Source organism: Streptomyces sp. NPDC043861, assembly GCF_056435905.1.
The window spans coordinates 340,119-355,369 of sequence record NZ_JBWKDP010000005.1 but is presented as its reverse complement, the minus strand read 5'-3'; the positions used below and the strand labels follow the sequence as shown (position 1 = coordinate 355,369).

Annotated in this window: 11 protein-coding genes; 7 read left to right on the top strand and 4 right to left on the bottom strand. The window is 71.2% G+C overall.

Annotated elements, in window-relative coordinates:
* Positions 1–134: 134 nt before the first annotated feature.
* From AC068D_RS15115 to AC068D_RS15100, 4 genes are all read right to left on the bottom strand, one after another.
* Positions 135–2,669, bottom strand: a complete 2,535-nt coding sequence (locus AC068D_RS15115) for a transglutaminase TgpA family protein (protein ID WP_478823456.1) — start codon at positions 2,667–2,669, stop codon at positions 135–137.
* Positions 2,666–4,015 carry a DUF58 domain-containing protein gene (locus tag AC068D_RS15110; protein ID WP_478823455.1) on the bottom strand — a complete coding sequence of 450 codons (1,350 nt, stop codon included), beginning with the start codon at positions 4,013–4,015 and terminating at the stop codon, positions 2,666–2,668. Before AC068D_RS15110 ends, AC068D_RS15115 begins: the two co-directional genes overlap by 4 nt.
* Complete coding sequence (locus AC068D_RS15105; protein WP_478823454.1) at positions 4,015–5,046, bottom strand: AAA family ATPase; 1,032 nt, start codon at positions 5,044–5,046, stop codon at positions 4,015–4,017. The genes AC068D_RS15110 and AC068D_RS15105 overlap by 1 nt, the downstream gene beginning before the upstream one ends.
* 188 nt (positions 5,047–5,234) lie before the next feature.
* Positions 5,235–5,777, bottom strand: coding sequence for a beta-class carbonic anhydrase (locus tag AC068D_RS15100; protein WP_478823453.1), 543 nt, complete (start codon positions 5,775–5,777; stop codon positions 5,235–5,237).
* 315 nt (positions 5,778–6,092) lie between these two features.
* Here AC068D_RS15100 and rsmH point away from each other — a divergent pair, with 315 nt between their 5' ends.
* The 7 genes from rsmH (at position 6,093) to murD (ending at position 15,232) form a co-directional block, all read left to right on the top strand.
* Positions 6,093–7,073: a 16S rRNA (cytosine(1402)-N(4))-methyltransferase RsmH gene (gene rsmH / locus AC068D_RS15095; RefSeq protein ID WP_478823452.1), complete on the top strand. Its 981-nt coding sequence runs from the start codon at positions 6,093–6,095 to the stop codon at positions 7,071–7,073.
* Positions 7,074–7,145: 72 nt separating this feature from the next.
* A complete protein-coding gene (gene ftsL / locus AC068D_RS15090) occupies positions 7,146–7,625 on the top strand; it encodes a cell division protein FtsL (RefSeq protein ID WP_478823451.1) in 480 nt (159 codons plus the stop codon).
* Between the two features lie 4 nt (positions 7,626–7,629).
* Positions 7,630–9,576 carry a peptidoglycan D,D-transpeptidase FtsI family protein gene (locus AC068D_RS15085; protein ID WP_478823450.1) on the top strand — a complete coding sequence of 649 codons (1,947 nt, stop codon included), beginning with the start codon at positions 7,630–7,632 and terminating at the stop codon, positions 9,574–9,576.
* 17 nt (positions 9,577–9,593) lie between these two features.
* Complete coding sequence (locus tag AC068D_RS15080) at positions 9,594–11,297, top strand: UDP-N-acetylmuramoyl-L-alanyl-D-glutamate--2,6-diaminopimelate ligase (RefSeq protein WP_478823449.1); 1,704 nt, start codon at positions 9,594–9,596, stop codon at positions 11,295–11,297.
* Positions 11,298–11,301: 4 nt separating this feature from the next.
* Positions 11,302–12,741: a UDP-N-acetylmuramoyl-tripeptide--D-alanyl-D-alanine ligase gene (locus AC068D_RS15075; RefSeq protein ID WP_478823448.1), complete on the top strand. Its 1,440-nt coding sequence runs from the start codon at positions 11,302–11,304 to the stop codon at positions 12,739–12,741.
* A complete protein-coding gene (mraY, locus tag AC068D_RS15070; RefSeq protein ID WP_478823447.1) occupies positions 12,738–13,808 on the top strand; it encodes a phospho-N-acetylmuramoyl-pentapeptide-transferase in 1,071 nt (356 codons plus the stop codon). The genes AC068D_RS15075 and mraY overlap by 4 nt, the downstream gene beginning before the upstream one ends.
* Positions 13,805–15,232 (top strand): UDP-N-acetylmuramoyl-L-alanine--D-glutamate ligase, encoded by a 1,428-nt coding sequence (murD, locus tag AC068D_RS15065; RefSeq protein ID WP_478823446.1) that lies wholly within the window; start codon positions 13,805–13,807, stop codon positions 15,230–15,232. Before mraY ends, murD begins: the two co-directional genes overlap by 4 nt.
* Positions 15,233–15,251 lie beyond the last annotated feature (19 nt).

Here is a 15,251-nt window from a genome sequence, read left to right as displayed (position 1 = left end):
GCGTTTCAGCGGTCACCCCTCACCCGTTCGGCCCAACCGTCTCTGTGCCGCACCGTGACCATGCTGCACACCACGCTGGTGGAGAGGGTGTGCTGGTGGAGGACGCCCCGCGGCGCCCTCCACCAGCACACGCGCTAACCGCGCTGGCGCGAGAGCCTGCGCAGCTGCCCCGTCACCCCGGCCAAAGCCCGCTCCCGGGCGGCAACCCAGCGGTCCATGGTCGCGTTCCAGCGCTCCGAGAGGACCCATACGACCCGTACCGAAGAGCGCGGCAGCAGCAGCGCGCGCAGCCGTGTGCTCCGGGTCGCATTCGCGGACAGGCCCGCGCGGACCCGGTCCACGTCATCGGCGAACCCCGCCCCGAGCCGCGGCGCGGGCGCGTACAGCACCTGCTCCACTGCTTGGGCCACCCGGTGCACCGAGTCGGCCGGAGCACCGTCGAGCCGTCCGAGCCGCACGATCCGGGCCGCGGCCTTGCGCGGCGTCTGCGAATCGTCGGGCGGGACGCCGTGATCCCACGCCGAATCGGAGATCTCCCGCCAGGCGGCCAGGGTCCGCGCGGAGAGGCGCTCCAGGGCCTCGTCGGTACCCGGCGACGGCATGGCACCGTCGGCCGCGGGCAGGCCGTCGGGGCCGGCCGGGTCCCGGCCGGCGGTCTTCCCCCGCCTCCCCGGATTCCTGACATGCCGGTCCGAGCCGAGCCGTCCCCTGCGTACCCACAGCCGCCAGAGCATCGGAAGCAGCGGTACGAGCACCACGGCCACTCCTACGACGGTCCACAGCAGAATCGCCCGGACGGAAGGCCCCCGGTCCGCCGGCGGCTGCACGTCCTGCGGAGCCGCAGCCCCGCACTCCCCGAGCCGCTGGTCCCCCGGTGAGCACGACGATGCGCTCGACGGTGCGGCCGACGCCTCGGCAGGGCCGGTCTCCTCGGGCTGCTCCGGAGCGGTCGGTGCGCCGGACGGCGCCTGCTCCCGGGTGTAGTCGGGAGCGCTGCCCCGGGTCGGCGTGGGCTCGAACCGGGTCCACCCGGCTCCTTCGAAGTACAGCTCAGGCCAGGCGTGGGCATCGCGGTTGCTCACCGACATCGCCCCGCCCGCCACTGTCGTGCCCGGGGTGAAGCCCACGGCGACCCGCGCCGGTATGCCCAGCGTCCGGGCCATCGCCGCCATCGAGAACGAGAAGTGGACGCAGAAGCCCTTCTTGTCCTTCAGGAACCTGGAAATGCCCTCCACACCCCCGCCCGACTGCACCTGCGTGCTGTAGGTGAAGCCGCCGTTCACGGCGAACCAGTCCTGGAGCTTGACCGCCCGCTCGTAGTCGTTCGCTGCGCCCTTCGTCACCCGGGCCGCCGTGGTCCGCACATCGGCGGGCAGTGAGTCGGGCACCGGGGTGTACTCGCGCAGCAGCGACGCCGGGGCCTTCGGCGCCCTCGCGAGCTGCTCACGGGTCGGGTTCACGCGGAGACTGGTGACCGAGTACTGCACACCGCTCGTGGTCTGACCGCCGTCGCCGATGACGGTCCGCCTGGCCGGGTCGAACCGCCACTTCCCGGCGATGCTCAGCTTCGTCGCGGGATACGGCATCGGGAGCCAGCCCTGCCGGTACGAACCGGCGGCCGAGATGTTCGTCCTGATCTCGGACGTGCCGATGCCGTCGCCGAGCCCGTCGGGCCGCGGCAGCTCATCGGGGATGTCCGTGACCGGGCGCACGGAGAACTTCCACGAGCCTCCGTCGAACTGGTCGAGCGCCATGATCCGCAGATACATGTCGCCGGTGCTGTCCGCGTTGGTCTTGTACTTCAGCCACTCGCGCTGTTCCGGCTGGTTGAGGGTGTCCTGCAGGGTCACCACCGGATTCACGGCGTCGATCGTGCCGCCGCCGCCCGGGCCCTTGCCCGGCCCGTTGCCCCCGCCGCCCAGCAGTCCACCGCCCAGCGCCGGGAGTACCGCCGGGAGGGCCAGCGCCATACCGAGGGCGAGCACTCCGATCCGCCGGCCGGCACGCACCGGCGCCTGCGGCGCGCCGCCGCCCGTCGCGAACCCGCCCGTGCCGCCGCCGGCTGTCCTCGGCGCGGCGCCGAACACCCGGCCCCACTGCGAGAGCCTGTCCCGGCCCTCCGCCAGCAGGAGCAGCAGATAGCCCGTCGCCGCCAGCAGGAACCAGAGCCAGGCCGCACCGCCGTCGGAGAGCGCTGCTGCCACCGAGTACAGCGCGAGCAGCGGCAGACCCGCGGGGGCGGCGCTGCGGAACGTGACCGCGAGCGCATCCACCGCCAGTCCGATCAGCAGTACTCCGCCGACCAGCATCAGACGGATCCCGTCGGTGCCGGGCGCCGGCGTCGCGTAGCGCCCGACGTCCTCGGCGCCTTCGGACAGCAGTTCGCCGAAGTGCATGAACGCGTCGGGCCCGGGCAGCAGGCCGATCAGGGCCTCCTGCCTGGCGAAGAGCAGCGTGAGCATCAGCAGTGCGACGACGGCCTGCGCGGCCACCGTCAGCGGCCTGGCCAGCGGCACCCGGCGGGCCAGCACCCCGACCCCGGTCTGCACCGCGACCACGAAGGCCGCCTGCATGATCCATGTGGCCGGATGGACCAGCGGCAGCAGTGCGCTCGCCGCCATCAGCGTGGCGGCGAAGGCGCACAGGGCGAGCCTTCCGCGACCGCTCATGACCATCCCCCCGGAAAGCCGTTCGTCGTGCCCGTGGCAGCCGCCTCGCTGCGCTCGCCGGCCACTTGCCGCCACAGCTCGGGCAGGCCCGTGCCGGGCGACACGGGCACCGCCGTCCAACCGGCCTCGCGCAGCCCGCGCAGCCGGGCGTCGACCGCACCCGGCACCGCACCGCTCGTCAGCCAGGTGCCGCTGTCCAGGACGAAGGCGACCGCTCCGCCGCTGCGTTGGCGCATCCGGGCCGCAACCGCGGCCTGCTCCTCGTCGAGATCGCCGATGAAGGCGATCAGAAGCCCCTCGTTCCCGCCCCGGAGCACGTCGTAGGCGCGGGACAGACCGGCGCCGTCCGAGTGGTCCACGACCGCGAGGGTGTCGAGCATCAGCCCGGCCGAGTCGGCGGACTCATGGGTGGACGCGGCGAGACCGTCCGTACCCGGCACCGAATTGCCCGTGTCCGTCAGGAGCCGCACCGCGAAGCCCCGCTCCAGCATGTGGACCAGGACGGACGCCGCCGCCGACACCGCCCACTCGAAGGCCGAGTCGGGGCCCGCCCCCTCGTACGCGACGCGGCGGGTGTCCAGCAGCACCGTGCACCTGGCCCGCTGAGGCTGCTCCTCGCGCCGCACCATCAGCTCGCCGTAGCGTGCGGTGGAGCGCCAGTGCACCCGGCGCAGGTCGTCGCCGTGCCGGTAGGTGCGCGGAATGATGTCGTCGTCGCCCGCCAGTGCCAGCGAACGCTGCCGCCCGTCGCCGTGACCCGAGGCCTCGCCTCCCAGGCGGACCGGCGGCAGTGGTTCGGTCCGCGGGATGACGGTGAGTGTGTCGTACGCGCTGAAGGAGCGGGTCAGCTCGCACATCCCGAAGGGGTCGCTCAGCCGCAGCTGCAGCGGGCCGAGCGGATAGCGTCCGCGCAGGTCCGAGCGGACCCGGTAGGACACCTCGCGGCGGCCCCCGGGCTCCACCCGGTCCAGTACGAACCGGGGCCGCGGCCCCAGCACGTACGGCACATGGTCCTGGAGCATCAGCAGGCCCGTGGGCATCCGCGAGACGTTGTCGATCCGCAGATGCACCCGTGCCTCGGACCCGGATGGCACGCGCGACGGCGACAGCCGTCGGCTGCCGGCGACGCGGTAGCGCGTGCGGTACAGCACCGTCGCACAGATCAGGGGCAGCACGGCGAGCAGAATCCCGACGCGGAGCAGGTCGGCCTGCCCCAGTACATACGCGCACACCGCCGCGGCCACGCCGGCCGCCAGGAAGGAGCGGCCGCGCGTGGTCAGCCCGCCGAGAGCCGCCCGCAGACCGCCTTTCTCGTCATCGCCGGCGGCAGGGCTCCCGGCTGCCATCACAGCCGCCGGACGCCGGGCCGCTGCTGGCCGTAGAGCGGGGTGTCGCCGTACCCGCTGTCATTGCCCGAGGTGGGCACCGGTATGCGCTGCAGGATCTCCAGCACGACCTGCTCGGCGGTGCGGCGGTTGAGCTGGGCCTGTGCGGTCGGCAGCAGACGGTGGGCGAGCACGGGCACGGCGAGCGACTGCACATCGTCCGGCAGCACGTAGTCCCGGCCGGACAGCGCCGACGAGGCCTTCGCGGCGCGGAGCAGATGGATCGTGGCACGCGGCGAGGCACCGAGTCTCAGGTCCGGGTGGCTACGGGTCGCGGCGACCAGCTCCACGGCGTACCGCCGCACCGAGTCGGCGACATGGACCGTACGGACCGCGTCGATCAGCTTCACGATGTCATGGGCGTGGGCCGCGGGCTGGAGATCGTCGAGCGGTGACGCCGAGCCGTGCACATCGAGCATCTGGAACTCGGCCTCGGGCGTCGGATACCCCATCGAGACCCTTGCCATGAAGCGGTCCCGCTGGGCTTCGGGCAGCGGATACGTGCCCTCCATCTCCACCGGGTTCTGTGTGGCCACCACCATGAAGGGGCTGGGCAGTTCGTACGTCTGCCCGTCGATGGTGACCTGTCGCTCCTCCATGGACTCCAGCAGCGCCGACTGGGTCTTCGGCGAGGCGCGGTTGATCTCGTCGCCGATCACGATCTGGGCGAAGATCGCGCCCGGCTTGAACTCGAAGTCCCGCCGCTGCTGGTCGTAGATCGACACGCCCGTGATGTCCGACGGCAGCAGGTCGGGCGTGAACTGGATACGCCGCACCGAGCAGTCGATGGACCGCGCCAGCGCCTTCGCCAGCATCGTCTTGCCCACTCCCGGCACATCCTCGATGAGCAGATGTCCCTCGGCGAGCAGCACGGTCAGCGAAAGCCGTACGACCTCAGGCTTGCCCTCGATCACACCCTCGACCGACCTGCGGACCCGCTCCGCTGTGGTGGTCAGATCTGTGAGGCTCGCTCGATCGTCATAGGTCGTCACCCGGCCCTCCTCGGCCCTTTCCATGGGCCGATGCGCTGTGTGCGGCACGGCCCACCCCGAAACACGGACACCGCTGCGGTCCGTGCCGCAGAGATGTCACACCCGCATTCTTGTTGCCGTTACCGCTTCGTGTCACTCGCCTGTGGACAACTGGGCGCCCTATGTCTCTGGTTGCCATGTTTTGCCGGTCACCGAGCGGGGTCGATCTCCCGCAGCAGACCGCTGGTGACATCGAAGACGAAACCACGGACATCGTCCGTGTGCGGAAGGAACGGCGAGGTCCGTACCCGCTGCATGGACTGTCGCACATCCTGGTCGACATCGCGGAACGCCTCAACCGCCCAGGACGGCCGCTGCCCCACCTCGTCCTCCAGCTCGTGCCGGAAATCCTCGGTCAGACTCTCCAGACCGCAGGTGGTGTGGTGGATGAGTATCACGCTGCGGGTGCCGAGCGCCCGCTGGCTGATCGTGAGCGAGCGGATCACGTCGTCCGTGACCACGCCGCCGGCGTTGCGGATGGTGTGGCAGTCGCCCAGCTTCAGGCCGAGGGCCGCGTGCAGGTCGATCCGGGCGTCCATGCATGCCACCACGGCGACCTTCAGTACCGGCCGGGCGTCCATGCCCGGGTCGGTGAATCCGGCGGCATAACGCTCGTTGGCTTCGACGAGACGGTCGGTGACCGAGCCGCGGCCGATGGCCGCGTCGGCGGGCAGATGCGCAGAGGTCGACATGCCTATGACGGTAATGGCCACAGGGTGTGTGGGCTCGCTGTGAGAGTGGACAAAGACCGTCAATGAGCCTTGTTGTGAGGTAACCCACAGGCGGGAGCCGGCGCGGTCCGTATGGGTGAAGCATCCCGATTGCGCACACGGCGCCGGATGGCCTCTGCGACGCGCCAGCCGGTTGATTGACCGGCCGGACCAGTGGACTAGAGTGACGCCGAGTTCACAGACACTTCCTGCACATTTCCATGATTTTCCCCGCGTGTGCGGCAGCGGCATACGTACGCCCCGGCCCCCGCGCGCGTCGGAACCTGAGAGGGCGCATTGAGCCAGCGACACGTCCCGGTGATGCTCCAGCGGTGCCTGGACCTGCTGGCACCCGCCCTGGAGCGGCCGGACGACGCAGCCCTGGCCGGCGACCGGAAGCCCGTCGTGGTCGACTGCACCCTGGGGCTGGGCGGGCACAGCGAGGCGCTGCTCACCCGGTTCCCCGACACCCGGCTGGTCGCGCTCGACCGGGACAAGGAGGCGCTGCGGCTGTCCGGTGAGCGCCTTGCTCCGTTCGGCGACCGCGCCACGCTGGTGCACGCCGTGTACGACGAGCTGCCGGATGTACTGGCCCGGCTCGGGATCGGCAGTGTCCAGGGCGTCCTCTTCGACCTCGGTGTCTCCTCCATGCAGCTCGACGAGGCCGACCGCGGCTTCGCCTACGCCCAGGACGCCCCGCTGGACATGCGCATGGACCAGACGACGGGGCTCGGTGCCGCGGAGGTCCTCAACACCTACCCCGCCGGTGAGCTGGTGCGCATCCTGCGGGCCTACGGCGAGGAGAAGCAGGCCAAACGGATCGTGGCGGCGATCGTGCGCGAGCGCGAGAAGCAGCCCTTCACCAACAGTGCCCGGCTCGTCGAACTCATCCGCGACGCCCTGCCCCAGGCCGCGAAGCGCACCGGCGGCAACCCCGCCAAGCGCACCTTCCAGGCCCTGCGCATCGAGGTCAACGGCGAGCTGACGGTCCTGGAGCGGGCCGTCCCGGCCGCGGTGAAGGCGCTCGCGGTCGGCGGCCGGATCGCCGTCCTGTCGTACCACTCGCTCGAGGACCGTCTGGTCAAGCAGGTCTTCGCGGCGGGGGCGGCCACCACCGCACCGCCCGGTCTGCCGGTCGTCCCCGAGCGCTACCAGCCACGGCTCAAGCTGCTGACACGGGGGGCGGAGCTCCCCACGGAGGAGGAGGTCGCCGAGAACCGGCGAGCGGCACCCGCACGGCTGCGGGGCGCAGAGCGGATCCGTGAGGACGTGCAGTGAGCGCTGCGGCTGCGACGGCGTCCGTGACGACCGCCGGGGCAGTGCAGGCAGCCCGGTGAGGGAGGGCGTGTGGTGAAAGAGGCCGCAGGACAGCTCAAGGGACGCGCAGCGCGGCTCGTGCGGCTGATGCCGTCCGGGCCCAGATCCGCCGCCCGCACCCCTTTCGTCCTGCTCGTCGTCGTGTTCCTGGGCGGCGGCCTGATCATCCTGCTCCTGCTCAACTCGGCCCTCAACGAAGGTTCCTTCGAGCTCGGTGAGCTCAGGAAGAGGACCACCGAACTCACCGACGAGGAGCAGGCGCTCCAGCGGGACGTGGACGGCCGCTCCGCGCCCGACGCACTGGAGCGGCGAGCCCGAGAGCTCGGCATGGTGCGAGGTGGCAACCCCGCCTTCCTCGGCCCGGACGGGAAGGTCAGGGGAGTCCCGGAGAAAGCCGTCGCGCCGCCCGACCCGCCACCGCCCGCCCCCGGCCCGACCGCCGCCCCTGCCCGGCCCGCGACCCCCGCCACGCCTGTGCCGCCGAAGCAGCCCCCCACGACCCCCGGCAGGTGACGCAGTGCCTCCCAAGGAAACTCCGCGCCGCCGGGTCCCCGGCCCCGCCCGACCGGCCGGCCCCGCGCGGCGCCCCCATCCGGCAGCACGGCGCAGGCCCGCCGCCGCATCCCGCCGGATCCGCCTCGGCAGTCCCCGCCCCCGGCTGCGGCTCGTCAGCCTGGCCCTCACCCTGATCATGCTGGTGTTCGTCGTACGACTCCTCCAGGTGCAGGCCGTCGACGCAAGTACGTACGCCGCCATGGCCGGCAAGAACCGGTACATGAGCCACAAACTGGCCGCCGAGCGGGGCGAGATCACCGACCGCTCCGGGATTGCCCTCGCCACCAGCGTCGATGCGTACGACATCACGGCCGACCCGAAGATGTTCACCCGAGAGGAGAGCAAGGCGCCGGATGCGCCGGAACAGGCCGCCGCCCTGCTCGCACCGATTCTCGGCAAGGACGCGTCGGAGCTCGCGAACAAGCTCAAGGCCCCCAAGTCGCGCTACACCGTCCTTGCCCGCCGCCAGACCCCGCAGGTCTGGAACCAGATCAAGGACCTCAAGAGCGTCTTCGCCGAGAAGGCCGTGGCGGACAAGGCCGGGGGCGGCCCCGGCGCCAACGTCCTCGCGGGCGTCTTCCGGGAGACCAGCAGCAGGCGCGTCTACCCGAACGGCGATCTCGGCGCCGGGATACTGGGATACGTCAATGCCGACGGCCGCGGAGCGGGCGGGCTCGAGTCCATGCTCGACCACGAGCTCGCGGGCGAGGACGGCGAGATCACCTACGCGCAGTCCGGCGGCCGCCGTGTGCCCACCGCCGGAACCCGTGAGCTGCCCGCCGTCCCCGGCTCCGACATCGAGCTGACCATCGACCGCGACATCCAGTGGGCCGCCCAGAAGGCGATCGCCGAACAGGTGAGCAGGTCCAAGGCGGACCGCGGCTATGTCGTCGTCCAGAACGCCAGGACCGGCGAGATCCTCGCCATGGCCAACGCCCCTGGGTTCGACCCCAATGACATCTCCCAGGCCAACGCCGCGGCCATGGGCAACGCCGCCCTGCAGGACGTCTACGAACCCGGCTCCACCAGCAAGGTCATGTCCATGGCCGCCGTACTGGAGGAGCAGGCCGCGACCCCCGGCACCCATGTCACCGTGCCCAACCGGCTGCACCGGGGCGACCGGCTCTTCCGCGACGACATCGACCATCCCACCTGGCATCTGACCCTCAACGGCGTCCTCGCCAAGTCCAGCAACATCGGCACCATCCTGGCGACCGGACAGCTCGGCGACACCCAGGCGAAGGCCAACCGGGTCCTGCACTCGTATCTGCGCAAGTTCGGCATCGGCAGCCCGACGGGGCTGGACTACCCCGGGGAGTCGGCCGGCATTCTCGCCAAGCCCCAGGACTGGTCCACTTCGCAGCAGTACACGATCCCCTTCGGCCAGGGTCTGTCCGTCAACGCCGTGCAGGCCGCGTCGGTGTACTCGACGATCGCCAACGGCGGCGTACGCATCGAGCCCACACTGGTCCGCGGCACCACCGGCCCCGACGGCCGGTTCACCCCGGCACCCGCGCCGGAGAAGACCCGTGTGGTCAGCGCGAAGACCGCGGGGACGCTCGCCACGATGCTCGAGTCCGTCGTGGGTGACGAGGAAGGCACCGGAACCAAGGCCCAGATCCCCGGCTACCGGGTCGCCGGAAAGACCGGAACGGCCAACAGGGTCGATCCGGAACTGGGCCGCTACAAGGGCTACACCGCATCCTTCGCGGGATTCGCACCCGCCGACGACCCGCAGATCACCGTCTACTGCGCCATCCAGAACCCGACCAAAGGCAGCTACTTCGGCGGCCAGATCTGCGGACCCATCTACAAGAAGGTCATGGAATTCGCGCTCAAGACCCAGCAGGTGGCACCGACCGGCAAGGCGCCCGCGCGCCTTCCGGTCACGTTCACGCCGGGTCGGTGACCCGGGAGGCACCGTCAGTGACAACGATCATGCCCGGTCCCGGGAATCAGAGCCCCGAGGCGCTCGCGCGCCACCCCTCATTTAGCACCGGTCCCCGTGAGCCCGGTACGCTCACCGCCGTGCCACATGCTGATCAGTACCGAACCGCCCCACCCCGTCCGGCCGAGGTCCGCCCGATCGATCTCGCTGAGCTGGCCGACCGGCTGGGGGTAGAGCCCCCGGGCTCCGGCGCGGTCACGGGCATCACCCACGACTCGCGGGCCGTGCGTCCCGGCGATGTGTACGCCGCACTGCCCGGCGCCCGCCTGCACGGCGCCGACTACGTCGCCCAGGCCAAGGAACTCGGCGCGGCCGCGGTCCTCACCGACCCGACCGGGGCGGAGCGGGCCGCCGCCACCGGACTCCCGGTCCTGGTCACCGAGAACCCGCGCGGACGCATGGGCGAGCTCGCCGCCACGATCTACGGGCGGCCCGGCGAGGGCCTGCTGCAGATCGGCATCACCGGAACCTCCGGCAAGACCACCACGGCCTATCTCGTCGAGGGCGGGCTGCGCGGCGCGGGCCGCCCCACCGGTCTGATCGGCACGGTCGAGATGCGCATCGGGGACGAACGCATCAAGTCGGAACGTACGACCCCCGAAGCCACCGATCTGCAGGCGCTGTTCGCGGTGATGCGCGAGCGGGGCGTCGAGGCGGTCGCCATGGAGGTCTCCAGCCACGCACTGGTGCTCGGCAGGGTCGACGGCTGTGTGTTCGACGTCGCCGTCTTCAACAACCTCAGCCCGGAGCACATGGAGTTCCATTCCGGCATGGAGGACTACTTCCAGGCCAAGGCCCAGCTGTTCACGCCCGCCCGCGCACGCCAGGGCGTCGTCAACCTCGACGACGAGTACGGTCAGCGCCTGGCGGCCGAGTCGGCGATCCCGGTCGTCACGTTCTCCGCGGAGGGCCACCCGGACGCCGACTGGCGCGCCGAGAACGTCGAACTCGGTGCAGTCGGCTCGACGTTCACCGCCGTGGGCCCCGGGGGCGAGCGGGTGACGGCCCGGGCACCGCTGCCCGGCCCGTTCAACGTCGCCAACACGCTCGCCGCCATCGTGACCCTCGCCGTCGCGGGGACCGACCCGCAGACCGCGGCGGACGGTGTCGCCGCCGTTCCCGGTGTCCCCGGCCGGCTCGAGCGCGTCGACGAGGGCCAGCCGTATCTCGCGGTCGTCGACTACGCGCACAAGACGGACGCGGTCGAGTCGGTCCTCCGCTCCCTGCGCAAGGTCACCAAGGGCAGGCTCCACATCGTGCTCGGCTGCGGCGGTGACCGCGACAGGACCAAGCGCGGCCCGATGGGCGCCGCGGCCGCCCGTCTCGCCGACACCGCGGTCCTGACCTCCGACAACCCCCGCTCCGAGGACCCCCTCGCGATCCTCGCCTCCATGCTCGCGGGCGCCGCGGAGGTGCCGGCGCACGAACGCGGCGAGGTCCAGGTCTTCGAGGACAGGGCGGCCGCCATCGCCGCGGCCGTCGCGCGGGCCGAGCCGGGCGACACCGTGCTGGTCGCGGGCAAGGGGCACGAGCAGGGCCAGGACATCGCCGGAGTGGTCCGTCCCTTCGACGACCGCGAGGTGCTCCGCAAGGCGGTCGCTGCGCGGTACACCGCCGCCGGGCGCCAGGAGCCCGCAGCGGGCCGGCAGGACGGACACAGCCACAAGAACAGTGAGGGATGAAGCAGTGATCGCCCTCTCCCTCGCCGAGATCACCGAAATCGTCGGCGGGCAGTCGTACGACATACCGGATCCGGCCACCCGGGTCACCGGACCCGTCGTCATCGACTCCCGCCAGGTCGAGGCCGGCAGTCTCTTCGTCGCCTTCGCCGGTGAGAAGGTCGACGGCCACGACTACGCGGAACGCGCCGTCGAAGCGGGCGCGGCGGCCGTGCTGGCCGCCCGGCCCGTGGGCGTCCCCGCCATCGTCGTCGACGACGTCCAGACTGCGCTGGGCGCGCTGGCGCGGGCCGTCGTGGACCGGCTCGGCACCGAGGTCGTCGCCCTCACGGGCTCCGCGGGCAAGACCTCCACGAAGGACCTCATCGCACAGCTGCTCCAGCGCCACGCACCGACGGTCTGGACACCCGGCTCCCTCAACAACGAGATCGGCCTGCCGCTCACCGCGCTGCGCGCCACGGCGGAAACGCGCCATCTCGTCCTCGAGATGGGTGCGCGCGGCATCGGCCACATCCGGTACCTCACCAGCCTCACCCCGCCGCGTATCGGTCTCGTGCTGAACGTCGGCACCGCCCATATCGGCGAGTTCGGTGGCCGTGAGCAGATCGCGGTCGCCAAGGGCGAACTCGTCGAGGCCCTGCCCGCGGCCGATGCGGGCGGAGTGGCCGTTCTCAACGCCGACGATCCTCTCGTACGCGCGATGGCATCCCGCACAAAGGCGCGAGTCGTTCTCTTCGGTGAGGCGGGCGAAGCGGACGTACGGGCCGAGAATGTACGGCTGACGCCGAGCGGACAGCCCGCATTCCGGCTTCTCACACCCTCCGGGTGCAGCGACGTGACCTTGCGGCTGTACGGTGAGCACCACGTGTCGAACGCGCTCGCCGCGGCCGCCGTCGCCCATGAGCTGGGCATGTCCGTGGACGAGATCGCCACCGCGCTCTCCGAGGCGGGCACCCTCTCCCGCTGGCGTATGGAGGTCACCGAGCGTCCGGACGGCGTGACGATCGTCAACGACGCCTACAACGCGAACCCCGAGTCCATGCGAGCCGCTCTGCGCGCGCTCGTGGCGATGGGCGCGGCCGCCCAGGCCGCAGGGGGACGCACATGGGCGGTGCTCGGTCCGATGGCCGAGCTCGGGGACGAGTCGCTCGCCGAGCACGACGCGGTCGGACGGCTTGCCGTCCGGCTCAACGTCAGCAAGCTCGTCGCGGTCGGGGGCAGGGAAGCGTCCTGGCTGCAACTGGGCGCATATAACGAGGGTTCGTGGGGTGAGGAGTCGGTGCACGTGTCCGACGCGCAGGCGGCTGTCGACTTGTTGCGCAGAGAGCTGCGCCCAGGGGACGTCGTGCTGGTGAAGGCTTCCAGGTCGGCCGGGCTCGAGCGGATCGCCCTGGCGCTGCTCGAGAACACGACGGCGTCCTCGGAAGGGCAGGGTGCCGCCCGATGAGGCAGATCCTCTTCGCTGGAGCCATCGGGCTCTTCCTGACGCTCATCGGCACACCACTGCTGATCAAACTGCTGGCCCGCAAGGGATACGGGCAGTTCATCCGTGACGACGGCCCGCGCAGCCACGGCAGCAAGAAGGGCACGCCCACCATGGGCGGCATCGCCTTCATCCTGGCCACACTCATCGCGTACGCCCTCACCAAGGTGATCACCGGCGGGGCTCCGTCGTTCTCGGGTGTGCTGGTGCTCTTCCTGATGGCGGGCATGGGCCTGGTCGGCTTCCTCGACGACTACATCAAGATCGTCAAGCAGCGGTCGCTGGGCCTGCGGGCCAAGGCGAAAATGGCCGGACAGCTCATCGTCGGTATCGCCTTCGCGGTCCTGGCACTGCAGTTCGCGGACAGCCGGGGCCAGACCCCCGCGTCCACCAAGCTGTCGTTCGTCACCGACTTCGGCTGGACGATCGGCCCGGTGCTGTTCGTGGTCTGGGCCCTGTTCATGATCCTCGCGATGTCGAACGGCGTGAACCTCACCGACGGCCTGGACGGCTTGGCCACCGGCGCCTCCGTGATGGTCTTCGGCGCGTACACCTTCATCGGGCTCTGGCAGTTCCAGGAGTCCTGCGCCAACGCGATGACCCTGACCAATCCCAACGCCTGCTTCGAGGTGCGCGACCCGCTGGACCTCGCCGTCGTCGCCTCCGCGCTGATGGGCGCCTGCTTCGGCTTCCTGTGGTGGAACACCTCTCCGGCCAAGATCTTCATGGGTGACACGGGTTCGCTCGCGCTCGGCGGTGCGCTCGCGGGTCTGGCGATCTGCTCCCGTACGGAGCTGCTCCTCGCGCTCCTCGGCGGTCTGTTCGTCCTGATCACGATGTCCGTGGTCATCCAGGTCGGTTCGTTCCGGCTCACCGGGAAGCGCGTCTTCCGGATGGCGCCGCTGCAGCACCACTTCGAGCTCAAGGGCTGGTCCGAGGTCCTGGTCGTGGTCCGTTTCTGGATCATTCAGGGCATGTGCGTCATTGTGGGTCTGGGAATCTTCTACGCGGGCTGGGCGGCCGACAAGTGAGTACGCAGGACTGGCAGGGCAAGCGCGTCACCGTCGCCGGGCTGGGCGTGAGCGGCATCCCCGCCGCCCGCGTCCTGCACGGCCTCGGCGCCGTCGTCACGGTCGTCAACGACGGTGACGACGAGCGCTCGCGTGCCCAGGCCGCCGAGCTGGAGGCGGAGGGCATCGCCGTCCGCCTCGGCGACGGGGCCACCCTGCCGGAGGGCTCCGAGCTGGTCGTCACGGCGCCCGGCTGGAAGCCCGACAAGCCCCTGTTCGCCGCGGCCGCCGAGGCGGGCGTGGAGGTCTGGGGCGATGTCGAACTCGCGTGGCGGCTGCGCCGCCCCGATTCCGCCCCGTGGCTCGCGGTCACCGGCACCAACGGCAAGACCACGACCGTGCGCATGCTCGCCTCGATCCTGGAGGCGGCCGGTCTGAGGACCGCGGCGGTCGGCAACATCGGCGTCTCGCTGCTGGACATGGTGCTGGACGAAGAGAAGTACGGTGATCTCGACGTACTTGCCGTCGAGCTCTCCAGCTACCAGCTGCACTGGGCGCCCTCGCTCCGCGCCCACTCCGCCGCCGTGCTCAACCTGGCGCCGGACCACCTCGACTGGCACGGCTCCATGGAGGCGTACGCCGCCGACAAGGGGCGTGTCTACGAAGGCAATACGGTCGCCTGCGTCTACAACGTCGCCGACCCCGCGACCGAGCACCTGGTGCGCGAGGCGGATGTCGAGGAGGGGTGCCGGGCGATCGGCTTCACGCTCGGGACGCCCGGGCCCTCCCAGCTGGGAGTGGTGGACGGCATCCTCGTGGATCGTGCGTTCGTCGAGAACCGGCAGAAGCAGGCGCAGGAGCTGGCCCAGGTCTCCGACGTCAACCCGCCGGCCCCGCACAACATCGCCAATGCACTGGCGGCTGCCGCACTCGCCCGCGCCTTCGGCGTCGAGCCCGCCGCGGTACGGGACGGGCTGCGGGCCTTCCGCCCCGACGCGCACCGCATCGAGCATGTCGCGGACGTCGGGGGCGTCGCCTACGTGGACGACTCGAAGGCCACCAACACCCATGCCACGGAAGCGTCGTTGGCGGCGTACGACCCGATCGTCTGGATCGCGGGCGGCCTGGCCAAGGGCGCGACCTTCGACGAGCTCGTGCAGAAATCGGCGCCGCGGCTGCGCGGTGTGGTGCTCATCGGCGCGGACCGGGCACTGATCGCCGAAGCCCTCGCGCGACACGCGCCCGAGGTCCCGGTCGTGGACCTCGACCGGACCGACACTGGGGCGATGTCGGCGGCGGTCCGTGAAGCGGCGGGACTCGCACAGCCGGGGGACACGGTCCTGCTGGCGCCGGCCTGCGCCTCGATGGACATGTTCGTCAACTACAACAAGCGGGGCGAGGCGTTCGCGGACGCGGTCCGCGCCCTCGCCGCAGAGCGCGCCTGACAGGCCCGGTCCCCGCCGC

What these genes read in the sequence shown, in the direction of transcription:
- AC068D_RS15110 (WP_478823455.1), bottom strand. Translation starts at nt 4,015, where the DNA reads ATGGCAGCCGGGAGCCCTGCCGCCGGCGATGACGAGAAAGGCGGTCTG.
- AC068D_RS15115 (WP_478823456.1), bottom strand. Translation starts at nt 2,669, where the DNA reads ATGAGCGGTCGCGGAAGGCTCGCCCTGTGCGCCTTCGCCGCCACGCTG.
- mraY (WP_478823447.1), top strand. Translation starts at nt 12,738, where the DNA reads ATGAGGCAGATCCTCTTCGCTGGAGCCATCGGGCTCTTCCTGACGCTC.
- AC068D_RS15100 (WP_478823453.1), bottom strand. Translation starts at nt 5,777, where the DNA reads ATGTCGACCTCTGCGCATCTGCCCGCCGACGCGGCCATCGGCCGCGGC.